Annotated in this window: 17 protein-coding genes, 1 other RNA gene and 1 pseudogene; 12 read left to right on the forward strand and 7 right to left on the reverse strand. The window is 59.5% G+C overall.

What is annotated here, in order from left to right; genetic code table 11:
• Positions 1–269: 269 nt before the first annotated feature.
• On the forward strand, positions 270–929 hold the full coding sequence (locus HWQ14_RS18090) for a winged helix-turn-helix transcriptional regulator (RefSeq protein ID WP_176610547.1): 660 nt from the start codon (positions 270–272) through the stop codon (positions 927–929).
• 77 nt (positions 930–1,006) lie between these two features.
• Positions 1,007–1,636: a helix-turn-helix domain-containing protein gene (locus HWQ14_RS18095; protein WP_176610548.1), complete on the forward strand. Its 630-nt coding sequence runs from the start codon at positions 1,007–1,009 to the stop codon at positions 1,634–1,636.
• A 45-nt stretch (positions 1,637–1,681) separates the two neighbouring features.
• Here HWQ14_RS18095 and HWQ14_RS18100 read toward each other — a convergent pair whose 3' ends face one another.
• The 3 genes from HWQ14_RS18100 to ydiJ all read right to left on the reverse strand — a co-directional run bounded on the left by HWQ14_RS18100 (position 1,682) and on the right by ydiJ (position 5,425).
• On the reverse strand, positions 1,682–1,876 hold the full coding sequence (locus tag HWQ14_RS18100; RefSeq protein WP_148419009.1) for a YdiH family protein: 195 nt from the start codon (positions 1,874–1,876) through the stop codon (positions 1,682–1,684).
• 85 nt (positions 1,877–1,961) lie between these two features.
• Positions 1,962–2,372 carry a 1,4-dihydroxy-2-naphthoyl-CoA hydrolase gene (gene menI, locus HWQ14_RS18105; RefSeq protein WP_176610549.1) on the reverse strand — a complete coding sequence of 137 codons (411 nt, stop codon included), beginning with the start codon at positions 2,370–2,372 and terminating at the stop codon, positions 1,962–1,964.
• Positions 2,369–5,425, reverse strand: a complete 3,057-nt coding sequence (gene ydiJ, locus HWQ14_RS18110; RefSeq protein WP_176610550.1) for a D-2-hydroxyglutarate dehydrogenase YdiJ — start codon at positions 5,423–5,425, stop codon at positions 2,369–2,371. The genes menI and ydiJ overlap by 4 nt, the downstream gene beginning before the upstream one ends.
• A 197-nt stretch (positions 5,426–5,622) precedes the next feature.
• Between ydiJ and ydiK the strand changes: the two are divergent.
• Together ydiK and rprA are read left to right on the forward strand one after the other, a co-directional pair.
• Positions 5,623–6,737, forward strand: a pseudogene (gene ydiK, locus HWQ14_RS18115) (AI-2E family transporter YdiK).
• Between the two features lie 206 nt (positions 6,738–6,943).
• Positions 6,944–7,051: antisense sRNA RprA (gene rprA / locus HWQ14_RS18120), an RNA gene on the forward strand.
• 11 nt (positions 7,052–7,062) lie between these two features.
• Here rprA and HWQ14_RS18125 read toward each other — a convergent pair.
• The 3 genes from HWQ14_RS18125 to ppsA form a co-directional block, all read right to left on the reverse strand.
• Positions 7,063–9,438, reverse strand: a complete 2,376-nt coding sequence (locus HWQ14_RS18125) for a glycoside hydrolase family 3 N-terminal domain-containing protein (RefSeq protein WP_176610551.1) — start codon at positions 9,436–9,438, stop codon at positions 7,063–7,065.
• Positions 9,439–9,441: 3 nt separating this feature from the next.
• Positions 9,442–10,842, reverse strand: a complete 1,401-nt coding sequence (locus HWQ14_RS18130) for an MFS transporter (RefSeq protein WP_176610552.1) — start codon at positions 10,840–10,842, stop codon at positions 9,442–9,444.
• A gap of 234 nt (positions 10,843–11,076) precedes the next feature.
• Positions 11,077–13,455 (reverse strand): phosphoenolpyruvate synthase, encoded by a 2,379-nt coding sequence (gene ppsA / locus HWQ14_RS18135; protein ID WP_176610553.1) that lies wholly within the window; start codon positions 13,453–13,455, stop codon positions 11,077–11,079.
• A 335-nt stretch (positions 13,456–13,790) separates the two neighbouring features.
• Between ppsA and ppsR the strand changes: the two genes are divergently transcribed.
• The 8 genes from ppsR to HWQ14_RS18175 all read left to right on the forward strand — a co-directional run bounded on the left by ppsR (position 13,791) and on the right by HWQ14_RS18175 (position 21,908).
• On the forward strand, positions 13,791–14,624 hold the full coding sequence (ppsR, locus tag HWQ14_RS18140) for a posphoenolpyruvate synthetase regulatory kinase/phosphorylase PpsR (protein ID WP_023620693.1): 834 nt from the start codon (positions 13,791–13,793) through the stop codon (positions 14,622–14,624).
• A 151-nt stretch (positions 14,625–14,775) separates the two neighbouring features.
• On the forward strand, positions 14,776–15,822 hold the full coding sequence (gene aroH / locus HWQ14_RS18145) for a 3-deoxy-7-phosphoheptulonate synthase AroH (RefSeq protein WP_176610554.1): 1,047 nt from the start codon (positions 14,776–14,778) through the stop codon (positions 15,820–15,822).
• A gap of 196 nt (positions 15,823–16,018) precedes the next feature.
• Positions 16,019–16,207 carry a hemin uptake protein HemP gene (gene hemP, locus HWQ14_RS18150; protein ID WP_148419024.1) on the forward strand — a complete coding sequence of 63 codons (189 nt, stop codon included), beginning with the start codon at positions 16,019–16,021 and terminating at the stop codon, positions 16,205–16,207.
• A 75-nt stretch (positions 16,208–16,282) separates the two neighbouring features.
• On the forward strand, positions 16,283–18,265 hold the full coding sequence (locus tag HWQ14_RS18155) for a TonB-dependent hemoglobin/transferrin/lactoferrin family receptor (protein ID WP_176610555.1): 1,983 nt from the start codon (positions 16,283–16,285) through the stop codon (positions 18,263–18,265).
• Positions 18,266–18,300: 35 nt separating this feature from the next.
• Positions 18,301–19,329: a hematinate-forming heme oxygenase ChuS gene (gene chuS, locus HWQ14_RS18160; RefSeq protein ID WP_176610556.1), complete on the forward strand. Its 1,029-nt coding sequence runs from the start codon at positions 18,301–18,303 to the stop codon at positions 19,327–19,329.
• Positions 19,326–20,144, forward strand: coding sequence for a heme/hemin ABC transporter substrate-binding protein (locus tag HWQ14_RS18165; RefSeq protein ID WP_148419030.1), 819 nt, complete (start codon positions 19,326–19,328; stop codon positions 20,142–20,144). Before chuS ends, HWQ14_RS18165 begins: the two co-directional genes overlap by 4 nt.
• Complete coding sequence (locus HWQ14_RS18170; protein ID WP_176610557.1) at positions 20,144–21,136, forward strand: FecCD family ABC transporter permease; 993 nt, start codon at positions 20,144–20,146, stop codon at positions 21,134–21,136. The genes HWQ14_RS18165 and HWQ14_RS18170 overlap by 1 nt, the downstream gene beginning before the upstream one ends.
• Complete coding sequence (locus tag HWQ14_RS18175; protein ID WP_176610558.1) at positions 21,129–21,908, forward strand: heme ABC transporter ATP-binding protein; 780 nt, start codon at positions 21,129–21,131, stop codon at positions 21,906–21,908. Before HWQ14_RS18170 ends, HWQ14_RS18175 begins: the two co-directional genes overlap by 8 nt.
• Here HWQ14_RS18175 and selO read toward each other — a convergent pair.
• The gene (gene selO, locus HWQ14_RS18180; RefSeq protein WP_176610559.1) at positions 21,905–23,347 is read right to left on the reverse strand and encodes a protein adenylyltransferase SelO; all 1,443 of its coding nucleotides are present in this window, start codon (positions 23,345–23,347) and stop codon (positions 21,905–21,907) included. The two genes, HWQ14_RS18175 and selO, sit on opposite strands and share 4 nt — an antisense overlap.
• Positions 23,348–23,368 lie beyond the last annotated feature (21 nt).

A 23,368-nucleotide genomic window follows, 5' to 3' on the forward strand; every position in this document is an offset into this window, starting at 1 on the left:
CTCTATTTCGGCGCACAATCAATTTTAAGGTCTAGCTGTAGACCTCCGTTTAACAAAAACAAAACACATTCATGCAGAAATAACGTAAGATTCTTTTCCCCGGTCTACTTTTAGACCTGAGTTAAAAGATTCTATAATTCAATAAATTAATTCCTGAATACGGCCGAGTCTATAATTAGACCCGCTGAAAACGTTCCCTGACTCACTGTTTTTTAAGATAATTCTCTATACCGATCAAAAAATGATCGCACCAGTGAGTGAGGTCTCTTATGAACACCCGAATCGCGCCTGAGTCGGTCAAGGAAATATCGACGGTGGCTGGCGCTAAACCTGTTAAGCACATTGAAAAAATCATCGACAGCGTATTTCCCCATGCGGAACGACGCATTATGGCGAAAGGGGACGTTATTCATTATTACTCCGGCGAGATCCGCCTGTGCTTTTTGCTGTTACACGGCAGCGTTGCGCTGCACCGTCGCGGTGACGGCATCGTGTTAAATTCTGAATCAGCGCCATTTATTCTCGGCGTGAGCAGCCAGTTTTCTTCAGAACACCTGTACGTCCGGGCGCTGGAAACGTCCGAAGTGGCCAGCGTTTCGCTGGAGCGCTTTAACAGCGTGGTGGCGCAGCAAAATTTGTGGGAGCCTTTCTCGAACCTGCTGATCTATACCGCATCGCGCGTCTATGAGCATTGCGCCCAGATATCGCAGATGTCGGCCTACGACATTATCCGCTTTCAGCTCGTCGAGCTGATGCAGGAGCCGGAGGCAATAAGACAGAGTATTACCGCTGCGGCCTATATCAAAAGCCGGACCTACCTGTCGCGCAGCGGCATTATGCGGATCCTGGCGGAGCTGCGGACGGGAAAATACATCACCATGGAGCGTGGCGTGCTGATAGCGATCCATCACTTACCCCGCAGGTACTGACGCGCTATTTAGATCTGGTGAAGGCGTAAAAGAAGAGCGACACTATAGAGAGTTCAGTTTTTTTCCAGGTTTACGCTATGTTGTCTGATAAGCCATCGCATCGCGGATCTCCCTATGCAGAGGAGCTCATTTCTCACTTACGGCCGCACTGCACCCTGCACAAATCCGGGCCCGGCGAGCAGTTCGATCTCCAGGTCAACGGCCAGAGCATGTGTTATTTGATCCTTGAGGGAACCGTCGCGGTATACAGAAGAAGCGACAATATGATGCTGTCGACGGCCCGCAGCCCCGCCCTTTTTGGCCTCGCAAACCTCAATGACGTCTATTTCAACGATTATCTTCGCACGGTGACGCCCTGCCTGATCGGCGTGCTCACAACAGAGCGGGTAGCTGAAATCATCAAAGAGAACGCGCTATGGGGGCTGCTCTCTAACCAGCTGATGTTCGTCTATAACCGCCTCTACCACAACGTTATGCCGAAAGGCGCGCCCACGGCCTACGAGATGATTCGCCAGCAGCTGATGAAGCTGATGGAGGAAGACGACAGCTACCGGCGCAGCGTGCCGGCAGAGAGGTATATCAGAGATAAAACCCAGCTGTCCCGAAGCGGCGTGATGCGCATTCTGGCCGACCTGAAAACGGGCGGATACATCGAAATGGAAGAAGGCAGGCTCATTAAAATCAACAAACTTCCCGCCAGATACTGAATTACAGAGACAAAAAAGGCCGCTTCGCGGCCTTTTCTTCAGTGCTTAATGGACGTGAACGCCCAACCGCCAGGCAAAGTAGATCTCTTCTTTCAGCTCGTTTGAAGAGAGCGCCAGCAGGTCCGTAAACTCCAGCTCAAGCTGTTTCAGCTTTTTCAGGTACTGTGCCGGAGACAGGTTGCTGTTATCGCGACGTAAATATTCAATTGCCAGTCGTGTTGGGGTTATTTCAGTATCCATGATGTCCTCGCTTGTGTATAAAACGCGACCAGTATATCACAACCGGGTGGCTAATTTTTGACCAAAAGCAAGACATCTGGAAACTTTACACAACTGCCGTCGTTAGCCTGGACGAACAGCACAGCCGCTCCTGCTCATCCAGAATATCAATCTGCCACACCTGATGACGGCTTCCGGCGTGCAGCGCGCGGCAGACGCCGCGCACGCGCCCACTGCGAACGGAGCGGATATGGTTGGCATTAACCTCCAGGCCCACCACCTTCTGCTCCCCTTCCGTACACAGATAGCCCGCGACCGACCCCAGCGTTTCGGCCAGCACGACGGACGCGCCGCCGTGCAACAGGCCAAACGGTTGATGGGTTCGGCCGTCTACCGGCATCGTCGCTTCCAGCTCGTCGTCACCAATGCGCGTGAAGCGGATGTCCAGCAAACCGACCATGTTCTCCGCGCCCATGGCGTTTAAGGCTTCCAGCGTGACCGCACGTTTCCAGATCATCCCATTATCTCCAGTAAAGCCTGCAACGGATGGCGTACGCCGTTACCCTCCACGCGTTTGACCTGACTGCGGCAGGAATACCCCGTGGCCAGACAGCGGTTGCGCGGCAGGCGCTGCATCGCCTGATGCCAGGACAGCTCATAAATACCGAGCGAGCTGGCGTGGTTTTTCACTTCATGCCCGTAGGTTCCGGCCATACCGCAGCAGCCCACGCTGACGCTTTCCAGCTTCGCGCCAAAGCGGGCAAAGATGGACGCCCACTGGGCAGGCGCCGTCGGCAGCGCGGTAACTTCGGTACAGTGCCCAAACAGATACCAGGGTTCACCGCTGGCTTCCTGAGGCGCCGTTTGTTCCAGCACCCCAGGCAGCCATTCGTGCACCAGCAGGACGTGAAAATCACCGCGCCTGTCGCCGAGCGTCTGCCTGTACTCATCCCGGTAGCAGAGCACCAGCGCCGGATCGACCCCAACCATCGGCATGCCGAGCTGCGCCACGCGGTTCAGGAAGTCAGAGGTCTTGCGCGCGGTCTTCGCAAAGCGGGTCAGGAAGCCCTTAATGTGCTGCGCCTTGCCGTTCGGTGAGAACGGCAGCACGACCGGCTGATAGCCGATTTTTTCGGCCAGGCGGACAAAATCGGCCACCACCTGCGCGTCGTAATAGCTGGTAAACGGATCCTGCACCACCAGCACTACCTTCGCCCTCTGCTCCGGGCTTAACGCTTCCAGCTGTTCCAGGGTCATGTTCGCCGAGCGGTGTCCCACCAGGCGGCGCTGCAACGATGGCGTTGACAGCAGCGGCAGATCCACCATGCCGATATGTTTTTCAGAGAGCCTGCGCACCAGCGGCTGATTGATAAAGAAGTTAAAGGTCTTCGGCGCGCGCGCCATTATCGGCGCGTAGCTCTCCACCGTCGCCACCAGATGATCGCGCATCGGGCGCAGATAGCGCGTGTGGTACAGCTGGAGGAAGCGCGAACGGAACTCCGGCACGTCAATTTTAATCGGACACTGGGTCGAGCACGCCTTGCATGCCAGGCAGCCGGACATCGCCTCTTTCACTTCGTGCGAGAAATCGTATTCGCCTTTATTCGCATGCCAGCTGTTGCGGGTGCGTTCGATAAGCCCGCGCAGGCTGGCGCGTTTTACCGGCAGCTCCTGCTCCAGCCTGAGCGGATCGATGCCGCGATCGGCCAGCAGGCGCAGCCATTCGCGCACCAGCGTCGCACGCCCTTTCGGGGAGTGGATACGGTTGCTGGTGATTTTCATTGACGGACACATCGGGCTTTTCACATCGAAGTTGAAGCACAGCCCGTTGCCGTTACACTCCATTGCGCCGCGCCAGGAGGAGCGGACCGCAATCGGGATCTGGCGGTCATAGGTGCCGCGCTTAACGGCGTCTACCTGCAGCATGGGCGCATCAAGGCCCTCCGGCGGGCAAATCTTACCCGGATTGAGGCGGTTATCCGGGTCGAACGCGGCTTTAACCTTGCGCAGCTCGGCGTAGAGCTGCTCGCCAAAGAACGCCGGGCTGTACTCGGCGCGGAATCCCTTGCCGTGCTCGCCCCACAACAAACCGCCGTATTTTGCGGTGAGGGCAACCACCTCGTCGGAGATCTCCTTCATCAGGATCTCCTGCTGCGGATCGCACATGTCCAGCGCCGGGCGTACGTGCAGCACGCCGGCGTCAACGTGTCCGAACATGCCGTAGCTCAGGCCATGGCCGTCGAGCAGGGCCCGGAACTCCACGATGTAATCCGCAAGGTGCTCCGGCGGCACGCAGGTATCTTCCGCAAACGGAATCGGCTTGGCCGCGCCTTTGGCGTTGCCGAGCAGCCCCACCGCCTTTTTACGCATCGCGTAGATACGCTCAATGCCGGAGAGATCGTTACACAGCTGCCAGCCAATGACGCCGCCTTCGCCCTGAGCAATCAGCTCGTCCAGACGCTGGCAGAGGGTATTTACCTGGCTCTCGATGAGCTCTGCGTCATCGCCGGCAAATTCGACGATGTTCAGGCCAAGCATCTCTTTATCCGGCACGTCGGTAATCAGTTCGCTCACCGAATGCCAGACGATATCTTCCCGCGCCAGATTCAGCACTTTTGAATCGACGGTTTCCACCGACAGCGCCCGCGCCTCCACCATAAACGGCGCGTTGCGCAGGGCCGAGTCAAAGGAGTTGTATTTGACGTTTACCAGGCGGCGCACCTTCGGCAACGGGGTGATGTCCAGCCGCGCTTCGGTGATAAAGGCCAGCGTGCCTTCTGAACCGGTCAGCACGCGGGTGAGATCGAACTGGCTGAGATCGTCATTAAAGACGTGACGCAGGTCGTAGCCCGTCAGGAAGCGGTTGAGCTTAGGGAATTTTTCGAGGATCAGCTCGCGATTATCGCGGCAGCGCTCCAGCACGGTGCGATAAATGCGCCCGCTGGTGGTGCTCTCGTTTGCCAGCGTTTCGGCCAGCTCGACCGGCATCGGCCGGGTGTCGAGAATATCGCCCCCCAGCAGCACCGCCCGCACGCCCATGACGTGATCGGAGGTTTTACCGTAGACCAGCGAGCCCTGCCCGGAGGCATCGGTATTGATCATCCCGCCAATCGTCGCGCGGTTACTGGTGGACAGCTCCGGGGCAAAAAAATAGCCATACGGTTTCAAGAACTGATTCAGCCGATCTTTGATTACCCCCGCCTCCACGCGCACCCACCCCTCTTCAGGGTTGATCTCAATGATGCGGTTCATATAGCGGGACATATCGATGATGATGCCCTGATTCAGCGCCTGCCCATTGGTGCCCGTACCGCCGCCGCGAGGGGTAAAGACCAGAGTCGCGAAGCGCTCCTGGGACGCCAGGCGGGCGATGAGCGCCACATCGGCGGTAGAGCGCGGGAAAACGACGGCATCGGGAAGAAGCTGGTAGATACTGTTATCGGTCGCCATCGTCAGCCTGTCGGCGTAGCTGGTGGCGGTATCACCTGTAAAACCCTGTTGCTCCAGTGCCTGCAAAAAATTAAGCACCAGCTGAACGACGCCAGGTGCCTGAGAAATCTGTGGGATCATTACTGTCGACCCTAATTAGAGTGGTGGGAATCGTTTGCGTTGTATCACAACTTTTTATCACATTTTTTTCTTATACGCTCAGCAGAATTACAGGCAGAATTCGCCTGTCAAAAATCGCTGAGATCATTAATGATTAAAGAGATGCGGTTTACGTTCCCGCCAGCCAGGCTGGCGTTCTTTTAAGGAAAGTTTTATTTATGGTCAACCTTCGCCAGCCCAGGGATGTTGCGCAAATTTTACTGTCGGTGCTGTTCCTGGCCCTCATGATTATTGCGTGTCTGTGGATTGTTCGGCCCTTCGTGCTCGGCTTTGCGTGGGCCGCTACCGTGGTCGTCGCCACCTGGCCTTTACTCTTACGCTTGCAGAAGCTGCTGTTTGGTCGTCGCGGCCTCGCCGTGCTGGTGATGACGCTGCTGCTGTTCCTGCTGTTTATCATTCCCGTTGCGCTGCTGGTGAACAGCCTGGTGGATACCAGCGGCCCGGTCATTCGCGCGGTCACCAGCGGGGACATGACCCTGCCCGATCTCGCGTGGCTGAACAGCATTCCTGTGGTGGGCGCAAAGCTGTACAGCGGCTGGCACGGCCTGCTGGAGATGGGCGGCAGCGCCCTGATGGCGAAAGTGCGTCCGTACATCGGCACGACCACCACCTGGTTTGTGGGTCAGGCCGCCCACGTTGGCCGCTTTATGATGCACTGTGCGCTGATGCTGGTCTTTAGCGCCCTGCTCTACTGGCGCGGCGAGCAGGTTGCGCTGGGCGTGCGTCATTTCGCCACCCGACTGGCGGGTAAACGCGGCGACGCGGCGGTGCTGCTGGCCGCGCAGGCCGTGCGCGCGGTTGCGCTGGGCGTGGTGGTGACGGCGCTGGTGCAGGCCGTGCTGGGCGGTATAGGTCTGGCGATTTCCGGCGTGCCGTACGCCACGCTTTTCACCGTCATCATGCTGATGACCTGCCTCGCGCAGCTTGGCCCGCTGCTGGTGCTGGTTCCCAGCATCATCTGGCTTTACTGGTCGGGTGACACCACGTGGGGCACGGTGCTGCTGGTCTGGAGCTGCGTGGTGGGCACCATGGACAACGTCATCCGTCCGCTCCTCATCCGCATGGGGGCCGACCTGCCGCTGATCCTGATCCTGTCCGGGGTTATCGGGGGTTAATTGCCTTCGGCATGATTGGCCTGTTCATCGGTCCGGTTCTGCTCGCGGTGACGTGGCGACTCTTCTCCGCCTGGGTGCATGAGGTGCCGCCGCCGGGAACCGATCCGGACGTCATCTTAAGCGAACTTGAAGAGCTGGAAGACAAGAACGCGCAGTAAGGGTTTTGCCGGGCGGTATTGTGCCACCCGGCCTACACATTCCCCCACAACACTTAAACAACGCTAAACTATTTAATCTCTGCTCACTGGTCAGAACCGCCTTTTCGCGCCTGATAGCACCGTTATCCTCAAGAAATCTTTACCTCTCTTTAACTATTGAGACGAATCCGATCGACTCAAAAAGTTGCCATGCCTACTATTAGGACACGGTTATAAATCAACACCTTGATTTATAAGCATGGAAATCCCCTGAGTGAAACAACGAATTGCTGTGTGTAGTCTTTGCCCATCTCCCACGATGGGCTTTTTTTTATCCTTTTTACGTTCAGGCGCGCGTGATATCGCAGCGGCTGAGCATCTGCCACTCTCCCGCCAGCTCCCGCGTCTCCCCGGTCACCTGCACCGTCACCACCTCGCGAATATCCGCTGAGGATGCGCCAACCTGTAGCTCAAACTCCCCGGGCTCGACGATTCGCTTCCCGTCACGGCGCGTGAAGTTGAACATCTCCACGGGCAGGGTAAACGTCAGCGTGGCGGTTTCTCCCGGGGAAAGGGTGACGCGCTGGAAGGCCTTTAGCTCCTGAAGCGGGCGAACCTGCGTGGCGACCTTATCGCGCACATACACCTGCACCACTTCGCTGCCGCTGCGCTCGCCGGTATTGGTGATATCCACGCTTAACGTCACCTCTGCGCTAACGGGGACGCGGCTTTCCGCCAGGCGCGCCGCTCCCCAGCGGAACCGCGTCCAGCCGAGGCCGAAGCCAAACGGGTAGCGCGCGCCGAAATGGAACGCAAACGGCGTGCCGCCGCTTTTGAGCTTGTGGTTGTAGTAATACGGCATCGCGCCGGCGCTTTTCGGTACGCTCACCACCAGCCTGCCCTGCGGTTCGGCGCGCCCGGTCAGCACATCGGCAATCGCCCAGCCCCCTTCCTGCCCCGGCGCCCATGCCATCATCAGCGCGGCTACCTTATCCTCCAGCCCCTGGAGGTTATAGGGACGTCCGCCGGTCATGGCGACGATCACCGGTTTGCCGGTTGCCACCAGCGCGTCAAGCAGCTGCTGCTGAACGCCCGGCAGGTTTAGCGAATCCGTATCCGAGCCTTCCCCCACGGTGCCGCTCTGGAATAGCCCGGCGAGATCGCCGACGCAGGCTATCACCACGTCACTCTCTTTTGCCGCGCTTACGGCCTCGGGGATCAGGTCCGTGCGTCGGGAAACCGGCGATTGCTGCATCGGTTTACCGCCGCTGTCGCCCGGAAATACCGGCGCCCCCGCCATCCGTTTTTCGATAATGTGACACCCTTTCGCGTAACGAACCTGCGATGCGCCAAGATACTGCTCCAGCGCCGCGCGCGGCGTCGTTACCTGTGAGGTCTCTTCAACCATATCGCTGATGATCAGGTGAACCGGAAAGCTGTAGCCGCTCAGCAGCGCCAGCGGATCGTCTGCCGTTGGCCCCACCACCGCTACCCGCGGTTTTCCGCTGAGCGGCAAAATGCCGTTATTTTCCAGCAGCGTTATTGATGCGGTGGCAACGTCACGCGCCACCCGTCGGGTCGCCTCGTTCTGCAAATCGATACCGTCTTCATCGGCGTACGGGTTTTCAAACAGCCCGAGGCGGAATTTTTCACCCAGCACCCGCGCCACAATCTCGTCCACCTTGTCCATTGAGATCAGCCCGCGCTCTAGCGCCTCCGCCAGATGGCGCGCGCAGTCATCCTTCGGCAGTTCCACATCCAGCCCGGCGTTGAAGGCCAGCGCCGCCGATTCCGCCGGATCGTGAGAAATGCCGTGGTGCTGGTGCAGCAGGCTCACGCCGCCGTAGTCCGCCACGATAATGCCGTCGAAGCCCCACCGTTCGCGCAGCACGGTAGTCAGCAGGAAATGGTCGCTGTGCCCGGGCTGATTATCAATATCGTGATAGGCAGGCATCACCGAACCGGCGTTTGCCAGCTTAACCGCCATTTCAAACGGCAGCAGGAAGGTATCATTGAGTTCGCTAAAGCCGAGATGGACCGGCGCGTGGTTGCGCGCCCCTTCGCTGAAGGAGTGGCCGACGTAGTGTTTCAGGGTCGCGAGCAGATCGCGCTTATCGCCCTGCAGGCCTTTTACGTACGCCGTGGCCATTACGCCGACCAGCCACGGATCTTCACCGAAGGTCTCCTCCGTGCGCCCCCAGCGCACGTCGCGGGAGACGTCCAGCACCGGGGCCAGCCCCTGCTGACAGCCGACGGAACGGGCCTCTTTGCCAATCTGCTCCGCCGCGCGCTGCACCAGCGCCGGAGCCCATGTTGAACCGTAGTTCAGCGAGGACGGAAACAGCGTCGCCCCTTTGCACAGCAGCCCCACCAGGCACTCCTCGTGAAACAGCGCCGGAATGCCGAGCCGCGTCTCTTCCATCATCATTCGCTGCAGGCGATTGGCGGCACGCACGCCGGTTTTCGCATCCACAATGTGCGTCCCGAGCGGACGGGTGATCTGACCCACGCCCAGCTTCAGCCTTTCGCCAAGCGACGCCTGTTCGCTTACGCCTGCAAACTCGTCGCTTAAGTCGCTGCGCTCGCGGTGGTTGCCGCTTTCGTCAAGGATCAGCCAGTGCGCGTGCATCTGGGCAAATTTCTCTTCCGGCGTCATGCGCGCCAGCAAATCGGCGACGCGCTCGTGTACGGGACGTCCCGCGTCCTTGTAGATCACAGTCATGGTTTACTCCTGTAGTGCGGATTGGGTTGCCGGGCTGGGCTGCCCCGCATCGTTTCGAATGTCGCGCCTGCTGGCCAGCTCACGGGCAATGGAATCCACCAGCCTGCTGTTGAGTTTGTAGACGGCAAGGAGCGCCACCATGCAGAGGAACAGCGCGCAGGGGATCAGGGTGAACAGCGCGTTGATGGTGGCGAGCACGTGGGGCGCCTGATTTGCCTGCCCCGGCGCGTAGTCCACCATGCCGAGCACCCAGCCGACCACGGCACCGCCCAGCGCCAGGCCAAACTTGATGGCAAACAGTGCGGTAGAAAAGACCAGCCCGTCCAGACGGCGGCCGCTACGATGCTCTTCGTAATCCACCACGTCTGAGAACATGGTCCATTGCAGCGGCGTGGTCAGGTTCTGAATAAAGCTAAAGACAATATTCAGTCCGAATATCAGCCACACCTGAGAAGGGGGAATGAAGAAAATCAGTGCGCCAAAAATAACGAAGGAAATAATGGTCCACTGGTAGGCGCGAACGCGGTCAAATTTCCCCAGCAGGCGTTCCGATAATAATGCCCCGCTCAGGGAGGCCACCATGCCTGAAACAATAAAGGCAAAGACCAGCTCCGGGCGCAGCAGAACATAGTTAACGTAATACATCGTGGCGGAGCCGCGCGTCACGACGGCGGTTAACAGTAAAATATTAAAGACAAAAACAATTCGCCACTGGCTGTTACCGGCCAGCAGTTTTAAATCCGTCAGCATCGAGCCGAAGGTATCATTACGCGGCGAGTAACGCTCCCGGGTCATAAAGAAGCAGCAGAAGAATAAAACAATGCCCAGCAGCCCCATCAGGCTCATGGCATAGAAATAGCCTTTCTGCACGTTGCCCTGACCTAATAAAGAGACCAGCGGCAGCGCGATAACCGTCACAATCAGCCCGCCGATAAACGACAGGCCAAAGCGCCAGGATTGCAGCGAATGGCGCTCGCGCGGGTCGAGCGTCAGCGCGCCGGGCATAGCGCAATAGGGCACGTTAATCGCGGAGTAGATCAGGCTCAGGATGGCGTACGTTACGCAGGCGTAGACAATTTTTGCCGTATCCCCGGCATCCGGCACATAGAAGGTAATAAGGCAGCTTACGCCAAACGGAATGGCAAACCACAGCAGCCAGGGGCGAAAACGGCCGTGGCGGGTCTGCGTCCGATCCACCAGCGCGCCAATACAGGGATCGACAAAGGCATCGACCACGCGCACCACTAAAAACATGGTGCCCATAATGGCCGCGGGTAAACCGAATACGTCCGTATAGAAATAAGCGAGAAATAACGTTGCCGTTTGCCAGACCAGCGCGCTGGCCATATCACCTAAGCCATAACCTATTTTATCTTTGGTACGCAGTACAGAGGAGATTGTCATTGTTATTTGCCTTTTTATCAGGTTAAAACGTATTTCAACCAGTTGCATATCGTCCCGAAGGCGGTACGCGGTAAGGCTCAAGTATTAGCAACGCATTGCTCGCTAACAATTGTCTAAATTAACAGATAAATTATGATATTTGGTTTTTTGTATTATTTGTGATGGTGAGCATATTCGCAGGAAAATAAAAAAGGCGAGGACATATATCCTCGCCTTATTCAGGTTAAGAAGGCCTTACTTGTTCAGCTCTGCCAGGCTCAGCCAGGTCTGCACCACGGTATCCGGGTTCAGGGAGAGGCTATCGATCCCCTCTTCCATCAGCCAGGCCGCAAAGTCCTCATGGTCGGATGGGCCCTGACCGCAGATGCCCACGTATTTACCCTGCTTCTTCGCCGCACGAATCGCCATGGAGAGCAGCGCCTTCACCGCCTCGTTACGCTCGTCGAACAGCTCAGAGACCACGCCGGAGTCGCGGTCCAGGCCGAGCGCCAGCTGCGTCATGTCGTTCGAGCCAATGGAGAAGCCGTCGAAGTGCTCCAGGAACTGCTCGGCCAGCAGGGCGTTAGACGGAATTTCACACATCATGATGATCTTCAGCCCGTTCTCGCCGCGCTTCAGCCCCTGACGCGCCAGCTCGTCCACCACCGCTTTCGCCTGTTCCACGGTACGCACGAACGGGATCATGATCTCCACGTTGGTCAGCCCCATGTCGTTGCGCACGCGCTTCACCGCCTCGCACTCCAGCGCGAAGCAGTCGCGGAAGCTTTCCGACACGTAACGGCCTGCCCCGCGGAAGCCGAGCATCGGGTTCTCTTCTTCCGGCTCGTAGCGCTCGCCGCCCACCAGGTTAGCGTATTCGTTGGACTTAAAGTCCGACAGACGCACGATCACGCGTTTCGGATAGAAGGCCGCGCCGAGGGTGGCAATCCCTTCCGTCAGGCGACCGACATAAAACTCTTTCGGCGAGTCGTAACCCTTCATCATCTCGCGGATTTCGTTTTGCAGCTTCGCGTCCTGGTCGTCGAATTCCAGCAGCGCGCGCGGGTGCACCCCGATCATGCGGTTGATGATAAATTCCAGACGCGCCAGGCCTACGCCTTCGTTCGGCAGGCAGGCAAAGTCAAACGCGCGGTCCGGGTTACCTACGTTCATCATGATCTTCAGCGGCAGATCCGGCATGGTGTCCACGCTGGAGCTTTTCACGCTAAAGTCGAGAATATCGGCGTACACGTAGCCGGTATCGCCTTCTGCGCAGGACACCGTAACCTTCTGGTCATCCTTCATGCGTTCGGTGGCATCGCCACAGCCGACCACCGCCGGGATCCCCAGCTCGCGTGCGATGATAGCCGCGTGGCAGGTACGGCCACCGCGGTTGGTGACGATAGCCGCCGCCTTCTTCATGATCGGTTCCCAGTCCGGGTCGGTCATGTCGGTGACCAGCACGTCGCCGGGCTGGATACGGTTCATTTCGCTGATGTCGTGGATCACCTTCACCGGACCGGCACCAATGCGATGTCCGATAGCGCGACCTTCGGCGACGATTTTACCCTGCAAATGAAGCGTGTAGCGCTCCATTACCTGACCGCGTGAACGGACGGTTTCCGGGCGCGCCTGCACGATAAACAGCTTGCCGGTGTTACCATCTTTCGCCCACTCGATGTCCATCGGACGGCCGTAGTGTTTTTCAATCTGCACCGCCTGCTTCGCCAGCTCTTCCACTTCGGCATCGGTCAGGGAGAAGCGATCGCGCTGCTCCTGCGGCACATCTTCAATTTTCACCTGCTTGCCATGCTCCTGGGTAGGGGCATAGATCATGCGGATTTTTTTCGAGCCCATGGTACGGCGCACCACCGCCGGACGATTGGCCGCCAGCGTTGGTTTATGCACGTAAAATTCGTCAGGGTTCACGGCCCCCTGCACCACCATTTCACCCAGGCCCCACGCGGAGGTGATGAACACCACCTGGTCGAAGCCGGATTCCGTATCGATGGAGAACATCACGCCGGAGGAGCCCACGTCGGAGCGCACCATGCGCTGCACGCCGGCAGAGAGCGCAACGCCGCGATGGTCATAGCCCTGATGCACGCGATAGGAGATGGCGCGGTCGTTAAACAGCGAGGCAAAGACGTGCTTCACCGCCACCAGCACCGCATCATAGCCCTGGACGTTGAGGAAGGTTTCCTGCTGCCCGGCGAATGAAGCATCCGGCATATCCTCCGCGGTGGCGGAAGAGCGCACGGCAAAGGTGGCCTGCGCATCGTCAGCGGAGAGCTGGTTGTACGCGTCGTGAATGGCTTTTTCCAGTTCCGGCTGGAAAGGTGTGTCGATAATCCACTGGCGGATTTGCGCACCGGCTTTGGCAAGCTCGGTTACGTCATCAATATCCGTTTTATCCAGCAGGTCGTAAATGCGCTGGTTTACACCGCTCTGGTCTAAAAACAGGTTAAACGCGTCGGCGGTTGTGGCAAACCCGTTAGGTACGGAGACACCCATACCGGACAGATTTGCAATCATTTCACCCAGGGAGGCATTTTTGCCCCCAACTCTGTCTACATCATTCATGCCGAGTTGGTTATACCAAAGCACCAGCGGTGACGAGCCATTGTTGGACATCGAAACAATCCTTTTGTGATATTTGATCGGAGTAAGAAACACCTGACTACGTATTTATACTGGCATAATTATTTCCGCTAAAAAAACGGTGAATCGTGTAAGCAATTTAAATTTTCAACTTTTCGGACACTTTCCCTGCACTCGCTAACCCGATGATTCCTATAGATTCCGCCAAAAACCATAGAAATAAAGCCGCTATTCATAAAATGAAATCCACTTTTCAGGAAAATCAAAAATACCATTTCATTTTAAATTCGGATAAGTTCTTTGCTGTGCAATTAACTTTTTTAATTTATGCTTTCAGGCAATTACGTACGCTATTCAGGGTGGATAAAATGGATAATGCTGTCGATCGCCACGTTTTTTATATTTCTGATGGGACGGCGATCACCGCCGAGGTGCTGGGACACGCGGTGATGTCGCAATTCCCGGTGTCGATAAACAGCATCACGCTGCCGTTTGTGGAAAACGAGAGCCGGGCCAGGGCGGTGAAGGACCAGATTGACGCCATTTACCAGCAGACCGGCGTTCGCCCGCTGGTGTTCTACTCCATCGTGATTCCCGAGATCCGCAACATCATTCTGCAAAGCGAAGGCTTCTGTCAGGATATCGTGCAGGCGCTGGTTGCGCCGCTGCAAAGCGAGCTGAAGCTCGACCCGACGCCGATTGCCCACCGTACCCACGGGCTGAACCCCGGAAACCTGACTAAATACGATGCCCGCATTGCCGCCATTGACTACACCCTGGCGCACGACGACGGGATCTCGCTGCGTAATCTGGATCAGGCGCAGGTCATTTTGCTCGGCGTATCGCGCTGCGGTAAAACGCCTACCAGCCTCTACCTGGCGATGCAGTTTGGCATTCGCGCCGCTAACTATCCCTTTATTGCCGATGACATGGACAACCTGGTGCTGCCCGCCGCGCTCAAGCCGCTCCAGCACAAGCTGTTTGGCCTGACCATCAACCCGGAACGGCTGGCGGCGATCCGCGAGGAGCGCCGGGAGAACAGCCGCTACGCGTCGATGCGCCAGTGTCGAATGGAGGTCTCCGAAGTGGAAGCGCTGTACCGGAAAAATCAGATCCCGTGGCTGAACAGCACCAACTATTCGGTAGAAGAAATTGCCACCAAGATCCTCGATATTATGGGTCTGAACCGCCGCATGTACTAATATGCTAGTACATTAATCCAGTTTCAGTTATTATGCTGCTTATTCCCGGGGCGGCGCGCCCCGAACTTGAAATCAGCAGGGATTGGTTTAAGGTGATGCCCATCACTTCCCGGTAGTCTGCCGATGAAGCAAAAAATTTCTGAGACATTCCATGAACAAAACCGACGAACTGCGCACTGCGCGCATTGATAGCCTGGTCACACCGGCTGAACTGGCCCGGCTGCACCCCGTCTCCGCAGAGGTTGCGGAACACGTGACGGCCTCCCGTCGCCGTATCGAAAAAATACTCAATGGTGAAGACAAGCGTCTCCTGGTCGTGATTGGCCCCTGCTCCATTCACGATCTGGATGCGGCAGTCGATTATGCCAAACGCCTTCAGGCGCTGCGTGAGAAGTATCAGGATCGCCTTGAGATCGTGATGCGCACCTACTTTGAAAAACCGCGAACCGTCGTGGGCTGGAAAGGGTTAATTTCCGATCCCGATCTTAACGGCAGCTATCGGGTGAACCACGGGATTGCCCTGGCGCGCAGGCTGCTGCTGCAGGTCAACGAGCTGGGCGTGCCGACCGCCACCGAATTTCTGGATATGGTGACCGGGCAGTTTATCGCCGACCTCATCAGCTGGGGGGCGATTGGCGCCCGCACGACCGAAAGCCAGATCCACCGTGAAATGGCATCGGCTCTCTCCTGCCCGGTGGGCTTCAAGAACGGTACCGACGGCAATACCCGTATCGCGGTGGATGCGATCCGCGCGGCGCGCGCCAGCCATATGTTCCTCTCGCCGGATAAAAACGGTCAGATGACCATCTACCAGACCAGCGGCAACCCGTACGGGCACATCATCATGCGCGGCGGTAAAAAACCGAATTACCACGCGCAGGATATCGCCGCCGCCTGCGAAACGCTGGCGGAATTTGACCTGCCGGAGCACCTGGTGGTGGACTTCAGCCACGGCAACTGCCAGAAACAGCACCGCCGCCAGCTGGACGTCTGCGATGAGATCTGCCAGCAGATCCGCAGCGGCTCGACCGCCATTGCGGGGATTATGGCGGAGAGCTTTATCAAGGAAGGCACCCAGAAGATCGTGGCCGGTCAGCAGATGGTGTACGGCCAGTCGATTACCGACCCGTGCCTGAGCTGGGAAGACAGCGAGCTGCTGCTGGAGAAGCTGGCTGCGGCGGTTGATTCTCGATTTTAAACCCTTGCCGGGTGGCGGCTATGCTTAACACCCTTCTCCCTCTCCCCGTGGGAGAGGGTTGGGGTGAGGGCATCAGGCCGCATCTCCTCCCCCAAATTTGATCCCGTCACACAATTTTCACAAAAATGCTTGCTGTGAAAATACAGTTTATTGATAATGATTATCATTGTTATATTGATTGTTATTTATAAACATTATGTCACCCACAGATAACAGCACGGCAACGCAACCTAAAGCACACACAGCGCCATCCCCTGCTCCCGGCGATCGCCGCATCGACAGTAAGAGCCTGCTCGGTGAAGCGGGCCGGGTGATTATCGAGCATGACGGGCAACACTACCTGTTGCGCCAGACCAATGCCGGAAAGCTGATCCTGACTAAATAAACCAGAACAACCTTCGCCAGCCACCCAGGTGATCCCCAGGCAGCCAGCGCTTTTCAATTCTTATGGAGAGTTGCTATGCCACACCTGCAATCCGCGTCTTTACGCCCGTCGCTTCTGGCGCTGGCGATTGTCAGCACCCTGCCGGGCGTTGCGTCTGCCGCCGCGGACGATATCACCGTAACCGCCACCGGCAATGCCCGCAGCGCCTTTGAAGCCCCGATGATGGTGAGCGTCATCGACGCCACCGCGCCGGAAAACCAGACCACCAGCTCTGCCGCCGACCTGCTGCGCAGGGTACCCGGCCTGACGCTGGACGGCACCGGACGCACCAACGGCCAGGACGTCAACCTCAGGGGCTACGACCGCCGCGGCGTGCTGGTGCTGGTGGACGGCGTGCGCCAGGGCACCGACACCGGACACCTGAACAGCACGTTCCTTGACCCGGCGCTGATCAAACGTATCGAGGTGGTGCGCGGCCCTTCCGCGCTGCTGTACGGCAGCGGCGCGCTGGGAGGCGTGATTTCCTATGACACCGCCGACGCCAGCGATCTGCTGGAGGCCGGCAAAAACAGCGGCTACCGCGTATTCGGGACCGGCGCGACGGGCGATCGCAGCATCGGGATGGGGGCCAGCGCCTATGGCCGCACCGACACGCTGGATGGGCTGGTCTCCTGGTCCAGCCGCGATCGCGGCGACATTCGCCAGAGCGACGGCGCAACCGCGCCAAACGACGAGTCCATTAACAATATGCTGGCGAAGGGAAGCTGGAAAATCGATCCGGCCCAGACGCTGAGCGGCTCGCTGCGCTACTACAACAACGACGCGCGGGAGCCGAAAAACCCGCAAACCACGGACGCCAGCAGCAGTAACCCGATGACCGATCGCTCTACCATCCAGCGCGATGCCCAGCTTGGCTACCGCATCGCCCCGGCCGGAAACGACTGGCTGAACGCCGATGCGAAAATTTACTGGTCCGAAGCGCGAATTAACGCCCAGAACATCGACAGCAGCGGCGAGTTCCGCAAGCAGACCACCAAAGGCGGCAAAGTGGAAAACCGCACCCGCCTGTTCAGCGACTCCTTCGCCTCGCACCTTCTGACCTACGGGGGCGAATACTACCGTCAGGAACAACGTCCCGGCGGCGCGACCACCGGCTTCCCGGACGCGAAGATCGACTTTAGCTCCGGCTGGCTGCAGGATGAGATCACCCTTCGCGACCTGCCGGTCACGCTTCTCGGCGGTACGCGTTACGACAACTACCGCGGCAGCAGCGACGGTTACGCCGACGTGAACGCGGATAAGTGGTCGTCGCGCGCCGGGATAACCGTGAGCCCTGCCGACTGGCTGATGCTGTTCGGCTCTTACGCGCAGGCCTTCCGCGCGCCGACCATGGGCGAAATGTATAACGACTCGAAGCACTTCTCTATTGGCAGCTTCTACACCAACTACTGGGTGCCAAACCCGAACCTGCGGCCTGAAACCAACGAAACCCAGGAGTTCGGTTTTGGGCTGCGCTTCGACGACCTGATGCTCGCCAACGACGCGCTGGAGTTCAAAGCCAGCTACTTCGACACCAAAGCGAAAGATTACATCTCCACCACCGTCAATTTTGCGGCGGCCACGACCATGTCCTATAACGTGCCTGACGCCAAAATATGGGGCTGGGACATGATGGCGACCTACTCGACCGACCTGTTCAACCTCGACGTGGCCTACAACCGCACGCGCGGCAAGGACACCGGCACGGGCGAGTATATCTCCAGCATTAACCCGGACACCGTTACCAGCAAGCTGGACGTTCCGGTGGCGCAAAGCGGCTTCTCCGTGGGCTGGATCGGCACCTTCGTCGAACGCTCCACGCACGTCAGCAGCAGCTACAGCGAGCAGCCGGGCTATGCGGTGAATGATTTCTACGTCAGCTATAAAGGCCAGCAGCAGTTCAAAGGTATCACCACTACCCTCGTGCTGGGGAACGCCTTTGACAAAGCCTACTGGTCACCGCAGGGCATCCCGCAGGATGGCCGCAACGGCAAGATCTTCGTCAGTTATCAATGGTAATTCCCTTCGGGGCAACGATTCAGAAGGATAAGACAATGAGTCACTACACACGCTGGCTTGAGCTAAAAGAAGCGCATCCGGGTAAGTACGCGCGCGACATCGCCGGTTTGATGAACATCCGCGAAGCGGAGCTGGCCCGGGCGCGCGTCGGCCACGACGCCTGGCGGCTGCGCGGTGAAGCGCGCGACATTCTGGCTGCGCTGGAGTCCGTGGGCGAAACAAAGTGCATCTGCCGTAACGAATACGCCGTTCACGAACAGGTCGGGGCGTTTACTAACCAGCATCTTGGCGGCCATGCCGGGCTGGTGCTGAACCCGCGCGCGCTGGATCTGCGTTTGTTCCTCAACCAGTGGGCGAGCGCGTTTCATCTCAGCGAAACGACCCCGCGCGGCGAACGTCAGAGCATTCAGTTCTTCGATCGTCAGGGCGACGCTTTGCTGAAGGTCTACACCACCGATAACACTGACCTGTCCGCCTGGGGCGACGTGCTGACCCGCTTTATCTTTGCCGATAACCCCACGCTGGAGCTGAAAGCGGCCGACGCCCCCGCTCACGCGGAACGGGCTGATGCGGGCACGGTGGAGAAAGAGTGGCGCGCCATGACCGACGTGCACCAGTTCTTCACCCTGCTCAGGCGCCACAACCTGAGTCGCCAGCAGGCGTTTCGCCTGGTGAGCGACGACCTGGCCTGTAAGGTAGAGAACGGCGCGCTGGCGCAGCTGCTGGAGGCGGCGCGGCGAGACGGTAACGAGATCATGATCTTTGTCGGCAACCGCGGCTGCGTGCAGATTTTCACCGGCGCGGTGGAGAAACTGGTCCCGATGAAGGGCTGGCTGAACATCTTCAACCCAACCTTTACCCTCCATCTGCTTGAAGAGACTATCGCGGAGACCTGGGTGACGCGCAAGCCCACGGCGGACGGTCACGTCACCAGCCTGGAGCTGTTTGCTGCGGATGGTACGCAAATCGCACAGCTGTACGGCCAGCGTACCGAAGGCGAGCCGGAGCAAAGCCAGTGGCGCAGCCAGATCGACGCCCTGGCGCCAGAAGGGCTGGCCGCATGAAAAAATGGTTTGCCCTGCTCTTCGCCCTGCCGCTGGCCGCCGTCGCCGCGCCGGAGCGAATCGTCGCCCTTGGCGGCGACGTGACGGAGATCGTCTATGCCCTCGGCGCGGCGTCTTCCCTGGTTGCGCGCGACAGCACCAGCCGGTGGCCGCAGGCGGCGGACGCGCTACCTGACGTGGGCTATCTGCGCCAGCTCAATGCGGAGGGCATTTTATCCGTGCGCCCGACGCTGGTGCTGGCGAGCGACCAGGCACAGCCGTCCCTGGCGCTGAAGCAGGTGGAACAGAGCCGCGTCAGGGTGGTCACCGTACCCGGCCGTCCCGACCTGAGCGTGATTGACGAGAAGGTGCGGGTCATTGCCCAGGCGACGCACCGGGAGCAGCAGGGTGAAGCCCTGCGCGGTTCGCTGCGTCAGGCGATGGCGGCGCTGCCGTCATCGCCGCTCAACAAGCGCGTGCTGTTTATCCTCAACCACGGCGGGATGACCGCGATGGCTGCCGGGCAACAGACCGGCGCGGATGCGGCAATACGTGCCGCCGGGTTGCAGAACGCCATGCAGGGCTTTAGCCGCTATCAGCCGCTTTCGCAGGAGGGCGTAATCGCCAGCCGGCCGGATCTGGTGGTGATTTCGCAGGACGGCGTCAACGCCCTGGGCGGTGAAGAGAATCTGTGGAAGTTACCCGGCCTGGCGCAAACCCCGGCAGGACGTCACCGGCAGGTGCTGGCGATCGATGACATGGCGCTGCTCGGCTTTAGCGTGCGCACGCCGCAGGCCATTCAGCAGCTGCGCGCCAGAGCGGAGCAACTGCCCTGATGTCGCGGCGCGTTACGCTATCCCTGTGGCTGCTGGCGGCGTTACTCACCGTCATGACCTTCACGGCCACGGGGTTTGGCGCGTTACGCCTGCCGGCGAACGTGCTGTGGAGCGGCAGCGACGAGACGCTGCGCCAGATCTGGCTGACCATTCGCCTGCCCCGCGTGCTGCTGGCGCTGGTGATTGGCGGGTCGCTGGCGCTGGCGGGGTGCGTGATGCAGGGGCTGTTTCGCAATCCGCTGGCCGACCCGGGCCTGCTCGGGATCAGCAGCGGCGCGGCGCTGGCCGTCGCCCTGTGGGTGGTTCTCCCGCTCTCGCTGCCCGCGCTGGTCATGCTTTACGCTCCCATGCTGGCGGCATTCATTGGGGCGCTGGCGGCCACAGGGGCGATCTTCCTGCTCAGCCAGCAGCGTCATAGCTCCCTGTCTCGCCTGCTGCTGGTGGGTATTGCCATCAATGCCCTGTGCGGTGCGGCCGTGGGCGTGCTTTCGTGGGTCAGTAATGACGCTCAGCTTCGCCAGCTTTCACTCTGGGGTATGGGCAGCCTCGGCCAGGCGCAGTGGTCAACGCTGCTGGCCGTGACCTCGCTGATGGTGCCTGCCGTTCTTGCGATCTGGCGCTGTGCCGGCGCGTTAAACCTCCTCCAGCTTGGCGAAGAGGAAGCACATTACCTCGGCGTGGACGTTGCGGTGGTGCAGCGGATCTTACTGCTGTGCAGCGCCCTGCTGGTGGCCGCTGCTGTCGCCGTCAGCGGGGTGATCGGCTTTGTCGGGCTCGTGGTGCCGCACCTGATGCGCATGTGGCTGGGTGCCGATCACCGCGCTACCGTTCCCGGCGCGGTGCTTGCCGGCGCTATTCTGCTGCTGGTGGCCGATACGGTCGCGCGCACCCTGGTGGCCCCGGCTGAAATGCCCGTCGGCCTGCTCACCAGCATTCTCGGTGCGCCCTGGTTTCTGTGGTTGATTTTCCGTCGTGGAGGGCAGCATGGCTGAACGTTATGCGGCTGAAAACCTGACGTTCTCCCTGTCCGGAAGCACGCTGGTTGAGAACGTCTCGCTGTCACTGTCGCAGGGAGAGCTGGTTACGCTGATTGGGCCTAACGGCGCGGGGAAATCCACGCTGCTGCGGCTGCTGACCGGCTACCTGAAGCCCACCAGCGGGGGCTGCTCGCTGGCGGGGAAAGCCCTCGGCCAATGGGATCCGCAAACGCTGTCCCGCTACCGGGCGGTGATGCGTCAGCAGACGCAGCTTGGCTTTGACTGGCATGTGGAGGCGGTAATCGGGATGGGCCGCGCGCCCTGGACGCGTTATCCTGAGCCAGAGATCGTGCGTGAGGTGATGCTCCTGACGGGCTGTATGCCGCTGGCCGGCAGACGCTATCATGCCCTCTCGGGCGGCGAGCAGCAGCGCGTCCAGCTGGCCCGCGCGCTGGCGCAGCTGTGGCGTGACGGCACGCCCCGCGGCTGGCTGTTTCTCGATGAACCCACCTCGGCGCTGGATCTCTACCATCAGCAGCACCTGCTGCGCCTGCTGAAATCGCTGACCGGACAGGGCAACCTCCACGCCTGCGTGGTGCTGCACGACCTTAATCTTGCCGCGCTATGGGCGGATCGGATCCTGCTGTTGCACGACGGACGGATCGTCTCCCGGGGAACGCCGGAGGCGGTTTTGCAGGCCGACGCGCTGGCCCGGTGGTACGGTGCGCAGGTGCACGTCAGCAAACATCCGACGCACGCCGCGCCGCAGGTTTTCCTCGCGCCCTAGCTTGAGCAGCTCACCTCCAGCCGCTTGCCCCAGTCCGGCGGGCGGCTGACGTAGTCATCGTCCCGGTCGGCAAACGGCGTGCGCAGCGCGATGTGCAGCCGGTGCAGCTCGGCATAATCCCCCCGCTCCGCCTGCTCGATTGCTCGCTGCGCCAGCCAGTTACGCAACACCATCGCCGGGTTCGCCGCCTTCATCTGCGCCTGGCGGACGTCGTCTTCAATCTGTTCCTGCTGCAAACGCGCGCGGTAGGCGGCAAACCAGTCGTCAAACGCCTGCCTGTCGATGAACTCGTCGCGCAGCGGCGAGGCGGCGCTCTGCTGCATGGTCTGGCTGAGCATGCGGAAGGTGCGGGTATAGTCGCTGCCCTCGCGCGCCATCAGCGCAAACAGCCCGTTCAGTAACTCGTTATCGCCTTTTTCCTGGGTCACGAGCCCCAGCTTGCTGCGCATCAGCGCGCCGTATTCCCGCAGTAAAACCTCCTGATAGCCGTCGAGGGCATCGTTCAGGGCATCGACGTCGATAAAAGGCGACAGGCTTTGCGCAAGACGCTGGAGGTTCCACAGCCCCACCGCGGGCTGATTGTCGAAACGGTAACGTCCCTGATAATCCGAGTGGTTACAGACGTAGCCCGGCTGATAGTCATCAAGGAAGCCGTACGGACCGTAGTCAAACGTCAGCCCCAACAGGGACATATTGTCCGTATTCATTACGCCGTGCGCAAAGCCGACGGCCTGCCAGCGGGCAATCATCCTGGCGGTGCGCGCGACGATATCGCGGAACCAGGCAACGTAGCGGTCCGGTTCGTTTTGCAGCTGCGGCCAGTGGCGGCGAATGGCGTAATCGGCAAGCTGGCGAACCTTGTCCGGCTCCCGGCGGTAGTAGAAGTGTTCAAAATGGCCGAAGCGCAGGTGGCTCCCGGCAACGCGGATCAGCATCGCCCCCTGCTCCATCGTCTCGCGGGCAACCGGGGTATCGCTGGTGACAATCGACAGCGCCCGTGAGGTGGGGATACCCAGCGCGTGCATCGCCTCGGAGGCCAGCCCTTCGCGGATGGTGGAACGCAGCACCGCGCGGCCGTCGCCCATGCGGGAATACGGGGTAAGACCTGCGCCCTTCAGGTGCCAGTCAAGCGTGTCGCCGTTCGGGAGTAGCTGTTCGCCCAGCAGGATCCCCCGGCCGTCGCCGAGTTGCCCTGCCCAGACGCCAAACTGATGTCCGCTATACACCTGGGCCAGCGGCTTCATGCCCGGAAGCAGCGTTTCGCCGCCCCAGACGCCGGCGCCCTTTTCCGGCTGAAAAAGCGCCGAAGGGATACCGAGCGAGTCCGCTAACGCATCGTTATGCCAGATCAGGCGCGCGTTCTGTAAGGGCGTTGGCTTAAGCGCGGTGTAGAAGCCGGGTAGTTCATCGTGCCAGTGAGCAGTAAAAGACAGGGTCATAAGTCCTCCTGCTTTAAGTGT

It is taken from the genome of Enterobacter cloacae (genome assembly GCF_013375935.1).
Lineage (GTDB): Bacteria > Pseudomonadota > Gammaproteobacteria > Enterobacterales > Enterobacteriaceae > Enterobacter > Enterobacter pasteurii.

Bases quoted from the DNA above. Each gene is read 5' to 3' on its own strand.
- menI (WP_176610549.1), bottom strand. From the start codon at position 2,372: ATGATCTGGAAACGTGCGGTCACGCTGGAAGCCTTAAACGCCATGGGC.
- HWQ14_RS18175 (WP_176610558.1), top strand. From the start codon at position 21,129: ATGGCTGAACGTTATGCGGCTGAAAACCTGACGTTCTCCCTGTCCGGA.
- HWQ14_RS18090 (WP_176610547.1), top strand. From the start codon at position 270: ATGAACACCCGAATCGCGCCTGAGTCGGTCAAGGAAATATCGACGGTG.
- HWQ14_RS18095 (WP_176610548.1), top strand. From the start codon at position 1,007: ATGTTGTCTGATAAGCCATCGCATCGCGGATCTCCCTATGCAGAGGAG.
- HWQ14_RS18130 (WP_176610552.1), bottom strand. From the start codon at position 10,842: ATGACAATCTCCTCTGTACTGCGTACCAAAGATAAAATAGGTTATGGC.
- HWQ14_RS18100 (WP_148419009.1), bottom strand. From the start codon at position 1,876: ATGGATACTGAAATAACCCCAACACGACTGGCAATTGAATATTTACGT.
- chuS (WP_176610556.1), top strand. From the start codon at position 18,301: ATGAGTCACTACACACGCTGGCTTGAGCTAAAAGAAGCGCATCCGGGT.
- HWQ14_RS18125 (WP_176610551.1), bottom strand. From the start codon at position 9,438: ATGACTGTGATCTACAAGGACGCGGGACGTCCCGTACACGAGCGCGTC.
- HWQ14_RS18155 (WP_176610555.1), top strand. From the start codon at position 16,283: ATGCCACACCTGCAATCCGCGTCTTTACGCCCGTCGCTTCTGGCGCTG.
- HWQ14_RS18165 (WP_148419030.1), top strand. From the start codon at position 19,326: ATGAAAAAATGGTTTGCCCTGCTCTTCGCCCTGCCGCTGGCCGCCGTC.
- hemP (WP_148419024.1), top strand. From the start codon at position 16,019: ATGTCACCCACAGATAACAGCACGGCAACGCAACCTAAAGCACACACA.
- HWQ14_RS18170 (WP_176610557.1), top strand. From the start codon at position 20,144: ATGTCGCGGCGCGTTACGCTATCCCTGTGGCTGCTGGCGGCGTTACTC.
- ydiJ (WP_176610550.1), bottom strand. From the start codon at position 5,425: ATGATCCCACAGATTTCTCAGGCACCTGGCGTCGTTCAGCTGGTGCTT.
- selO (WP_176610559.1), bottom strand. From the start codon at position 23,347: ATGACCCTGTCTTTTACTGCTCACTGGCACGATGAACTACCCGGCTTC.
- ppsR (WP_023620693.1), top strand. From the start codon at position 13,791: ATGGATAATGCTGTCGATCGCCACGTTTTTTATATTTCTGATGGGACG.
- ppsA (WP_176610553.1), bottom strand. From the start codon at position 13,455: ATGTCCAACAATGGCTCGTCACCGCTGGTGCTTTGGTATAACCAACTC.
- aroH (WP_176610554.1), top strand. From the start codon at position 14,776: ATGAACAAAACCGACGAACTGCGCACTGCGCGCATTGATAGCCTGGTC.